7 protein-coding genes are annotated in these 3,817 nt (G+C 45.4%); 5 read left to right on the forward strand and 2 right to left on the reverse strand.

Annotation, left to right across the window (positions count from 1 at the left end; all coding sequences use genetic code 11):
• Positions 1–83: 83 nt before the first annotated feature.
• Positions 84–374 carry a type II toxin-antitoxin system RelE/ParE family toxin gene (locus ACQCLF_RS15810; RefSeq protein ID WP_426989023.1) on the reverse strand — a complete coding sequence of 97 codons (291 nt, stop codon included), beginning with the start codon at positions 372–374 and terminating at the stop codon, positions 84–86.
• The gene (locus ACQCLF_RS15815; protein ID WP_341580839.1) at positions 367–588 is read right to left on the reverse strand and encodes a TA system antitoxin ParD family protein; all 222 of its coding nucleotides are present in this window, start codon (positions 586–588) and stop codon (positions 367–369) included. The genes ACQCLF_RS15810 and ACQCLF_RS15815 overlap by 8 nt, the downstream gene beginning before the upstream one ends.
• Positions 589–728: 140 nt before the next feature.
• On the opposite strand from ACQCLF_RS15815, the gene ACQCLF_RS15820 reads away from it, so the two are divergent.
• The 5 genes from ACQCLF_RS15820 to ACQCLF_RS15840 all read left to right on the forward strand — a co-directional run bounded on the left by ACQCLF_RS15820 (position 729) and on the right by ACQCLF_RS15840 (position 3,664).
• Positions 729–1,337 (forward strand): class I SAM-dependent methyltransferase, encoded by a 609-nt coding sequence (locus ACQCLF_RS15820; RefSeq protein ID WP_426989025.1) that lies wholly within the window; start codon positions 729–731, stop codon positions 1,335–1,337.
• A gap of 114 nt (positions 1,338–1,451) precedes the next feature.
• Complete coding sequence (locus ACQCLF_RS15825; protein ID WP_426989027.1) at positions 1,452–1,943, forward strand: helix-turn-helix domain-containing protein; 492 nt, start codon at positions 1,452–1,454, stop codon at positions 1,941–1,943.
• Positions 1,944–2,049: 106 nt separating this feature from the next.
• Positions 2,050–2,556, forward strand: coding sequence for a hypothetical protein (locus ACQCLF_RS15830; RefSeq protein WP_426989029.1), 507 nt, complete (start codon positions 2,050–2,052; stop codon positions 2,554–2,556).
• A 102-nt stretch (positions 2,557–2,658) separates the two neighbouring features.
• Positions 2,659–3,198: a hypothetical protein gene (locus tag ACQCLF_RS15835; RefSeq protein WP_426989031.1), complete on the forward strand. Its 540-nt coding sequence runs from the start codon at positions 2,659–2,661 to the stop codon at positions 3,196–3,198.
• A 40-nt stretch (positions 3,199–3,238) separates the two neighbouring features.
• Positions 3,239–3,664, forward strand: a complete 426-nt coding sequence (locus ACQCLF_RS15840; RefSeq protein WP_105903782.1) for an SgcJ/EcaC family oxidoreductase — start codon at positions 3,239–3,241, stop codon at positions 3,662–3,664.
• Positions 3,665–3,817 lie beyond the last annotated feature (153 nt).

Here is a 3,817-nt window from a genome sequence, read left to right on the forward strand (position 1 = left end):
TTGCTCTTTTGCCATTCCGCTTCGCTCCATTTTGTGGCAAAAGTGCAACTTAAAAACCACCGTTTATCGCGGCGTTACAACCGTCACCTCTTCCGCTTGATATCGCGGTAGAAGTTCTCGTGTGAGCCCAGGGCCATCAGTTCAAGAACAAGGGCGCCATCATCAAAACTGTAACCCAGCAGAGTCAATTGCTTGTTCATCTTGAACTTATGGACTCGCAGAAAGGCCAGATCTCCCTTCTTTTGCTCGCCAATGTTGGGGTCGGCCATTAAGTCTTTAACAGCCTGATCCAGGTCTTTTTTCTGGTTGGACTTGAGTTTCTTTACCGCTTTCTTGAACGTAGGGGTCTGTAATACACTCGTGGCTTTAACCAAAATCGTAAGCCTCCAGCTTTCCGGCGTCCCGCTCTGCCTGCGCGATGATAGCTTGTCTTACAAATTCGTAGGGTAAATCGGGGTTATCTTCCATTATCTCGCCGATTTTTGCCCAATGTTCTATTTGTTTGGGTGGGGTTCGATTAAGCGCTTTGGCTATAATAGTGGCTTTTTCAATTAGATTTTGATCTAAGCGAATACTGTTCGTGGCCATTTGTACCTCCAGAATTGACTTTTCTCAATTGTAGCAATATGCCACAATTGATGCAAGTTGTAACAAAGCGCTGTTGTCGGACTACTTTTCCGCTGGCGCTACAAAGCAGCCGCAAAGCGTGGCGTTAAGTGGAGAATTCGATGCTCCAAGGCAGTTGGGATAAGGTCGCCAGTGACGTCGACTTCAATCTAGAAATTGATTTGGCGCGATTTCTGGATTTGATTAGCCGAAAAGCGAAGGTGCTAGACTTTGGGTGTGGATACGGGCGGATTTCCAACGAGCTTGTCGAGTGCGGGTACACTTATGTAACGGGCGTTGATCCGTCCCGCGCAATGATCGAACGAGGCAGGAAGGCGTTTCCTGGGTTGCCTCTCCTGCACTCTGGGGGATGTGAACTTCCATTTGGCGATAATGCATTCGATGTGGTCGTTGTGTGCGCGGTTCTTACATGCATTCCGCCGCCTGAGGAGCGGAGTACAGTGGTTGGGGAAATAACCCGTGTACTAAAGCCAGGCGGCATCGTTCATTTGGCGGAGTTCTGTTCGGAAGACAGTAAGGACTTCCTTTCCGGCCTCGGTTTACCGATGCGATACAGCAGCCCGCAAGAGTTCCGCGACTTGTTCGTTAGCTTCTCTTACATGCACGAAGAGGTTGGGAGTACGAGCACTATGAGTGGTCAACGTACGCAAAGCTACCGTGCGTTCATCCGCAAGCCACTTAACAATGCAATGCACGTGACAAGCGCGTGATTGCGGCGTTATGTGCCTGACGCCCTCTAAGACGTTGATATATATAAGATTTCGTAAAGATTTCGTGTTCGTTTCGGGTTAATGTCGTTCTCAGTTTGCTCTAAACGCTGGAAGATGGAAGCACCTCAAACAGAAAAGGCTAGAGTAATGATTGTAAGGAAATTACGGTTGAAGCGAGGCTGGTCGCAAGGCCAGCTAGCTGAGATGGCGGGCGTAACTACCCGCACAATTCAGCGTATCGAACAAGGTCACCGGTCGAGTATGGAGACAAGTAAGGCTCTTGCTTCTGTGTTTGAGGTAGAACTATCTCTACTACAACCTGAGGATGAGCAAATGCAAGACGAAACTGAACTGAAAGCAGATGAGCAAAGGGCATTGTTTTATGCCAAGCGCATGAAAGAGTTTTACGAATCTCTTGCTACATATGTAATTATGGCAGTGGTTTTTATCGCCTTATTTTATAGCGAACCAGTTGTTTATATCATTTTGGGTGGACTAGGTGCCTGGTTAATAGTCCAAGGGCTTATTGCATTCGAAGTTGTAAGCTTTATGAGCCCTGGGTGGGAAAGGCGGCTTGCTGAACGAAAGCTGGGGCGGAAACTATGACCTAATTGCACATAACCAACCAAGGCAGAGGGACATATTTTTGCTTCGCTGCGCTCGAAACGCAAAAATATGCCCCTGCTTGGGGACGTTATATTTCTGAGGGAGCATGAGACTACATATCACGGGCAATGCTGGTTCTGGAAAAACGACACTGGCCAAAAAACTAGGTCAAGCTCTAGATATACCAGTAGCGAGTTTAGATAGCGTAGTTTGGAAAGAGGGATGGCTTGCTGCTTCAAAAGTGGAGAGAGCGGCTGGTGAGCATCAATTGGTCATTCAAGACAGCTGGGTCATTGAGGGAGTGTCAAAAACAGTTCGAGATAACGCAGAATTCATAATTTTCCTTGATACACCAAGGTACATTTGTTTTCTCCGTTGCTTCAAGCGAAACTTGCCGTACTTGTTTAAGTCTCGTCCAGAGCTTCCATCAAACTGCCCGGAAATTCGAATTATCCCGAGTTTAACTAAACTGATTTGGTTGTTTCCCTCGATTACAAGGCCATCTATCTTAAAATCGATGAAGCAAAAGAAAGGTATTGTGCTCAGTAAGGCTACAAAGCTAGATGATATTGTTAATAAGATAAACTCTGAGTTGGGTGCAGGTGGTAAGTAAAAATATAACCAGCCAAAGCAGTGGGACACATTTTTGCTTTGCTGCGCTCAAAACGCAAAAAGTGCCCCTGTTTGGGGGCGTTAGGCTCTATAAGGAGGTTGAGTGGATAAGGTTGACCAGTACAAACAGAGCATCGGTAAGTTCGTATTTAGTGAGCTTGTCATTTTTATGTCGCAGGTCTTGGTTTTTTTCATGGTTGCTGTTTTTACGTCAAACTTTTTGAACAGTGAAGAGAAACTTGTAGAATTTGCTAATCAAAAAATAAACGATGGTTCTCTCACTGAAGTAGGGCTGACGTTTTTAGCAATTCTGGTAGTTATTGGGCTGTTCTCTGCGCTAGGCCGAATATTCGATAATAAATATGTCGAGTTTTACGTTAATGAAGTTCTATGTGAAATGCCAAAGACTATTTATGTCTTCGGATCATCTGCCACGGGAACGATGTTGGCGATTTCTTTGTTTATCTATAGGAATCCGGCAGAAGGCGCTTCGGCACAAGGATTTTCTGCGCTCTCACTTCTTTTTGCTTTCATGATGTTTTTGTATGGAGTCGCTTTCAGTTATGCATTTAAGCGGAAAACTCACATCTTAAAAAAGCCTAACAAATCAATGCAGCAGACCGCTGACGCGGCAGCTGATTGAGGCGTTAGGCTGCCATGCGGCGCGACAAGAGTTCAAGTATATGAGTAAGATAAATAAGCCAGAAGATATTCCAGTTGCATTTCAGGAGGCATGGAATGTCCACGATATGAACGCACTTGGTAACTTATTTAATGAAGAAGCGACTTTTGTGAATCGCTTTGGGCACTATGTTCGCGGTGTTAATGAAATAGTGAACCTCCACGTTCCCATTCACGAAACTATCTACAGCGACTCAACGCTAAAGAACGAATTAATTGATGTTTCTCATATTGCTACTGGAGTTGCAGTAATACATTTCTGGAGTCGTTTGGCTGCAGGTGTCGCTCATCCAGCAGGTCCTCATGAAGTCGATACATTAATTCTCGCAGTAATAACAAAGCAAAATGAAAGTTGGCTTATACAAGCACTTGAAAATGTTACTCTTACAAATCCAAGAACCGGCGAGGTCGTTTTGCGTGAAAATTAAAATGCCTAACAAGGCGGTCAAAATCCGTTCCGCTTCGCTCCACTGGACGCGCCTGTCGGCGCGCCTTTTACCGCGGCGTTGAAGCCGTAGAAAAACTCCAAAAACAAGGCCTTTTTTGATAAAATTGGGCATCGTTTAAAGGACGCGACGCCA

This window comes from Marinimicrobium sp. ARAG 43.8 (genome assembly GCF_050113635.1).
Classification (GTDB): Bacteria; Pseudomonadota; Gammaproteobacteria; order Pseudomonadales; family Cellvibrionaceae; genus Marinimicrobium.

Excerpts from the sequence above, each read along its gene's own strand:
- ACQCLF_RS15815 (WP_341580839.1), bottom strand. The coding sequence starts at position 588 with ATGGCCACGAACAGTATTCGCTTAGATCAAAATCTAATTGAAAAAGCC.
- ACQCLF_RS15820 (WP_426989025.1), top strand. The coding sequence starts at position 729 with ATGCTCCAAGGCAGTTGGGATAAGGTCGCCAGTGACGTCGACTTCAAT.
- ACQCLF_RS15825 (WP_426989027.1), top strand. The coding sequence starts at position 1,452 with ATGGAAGCACCTCAAACAGAAAAGGCTAGAGTAATGATTGTAAGGAAA.
- ACQCLF_RS15830 (WP_426989029.1), top strand. The coding sequence starts at position 2,050 with ATGAGACTACATATCACGGGCAATGCTGGTTCTGGAAAAACGACACTG.
- ACQCLF_RS15840 (WP_105903782.1), top strand. The coding sequence starts at position 3,239 with ATGAGTAAGATAAATAAGCCAGAAGATATTCCAGTTGCATTTCAGGAG.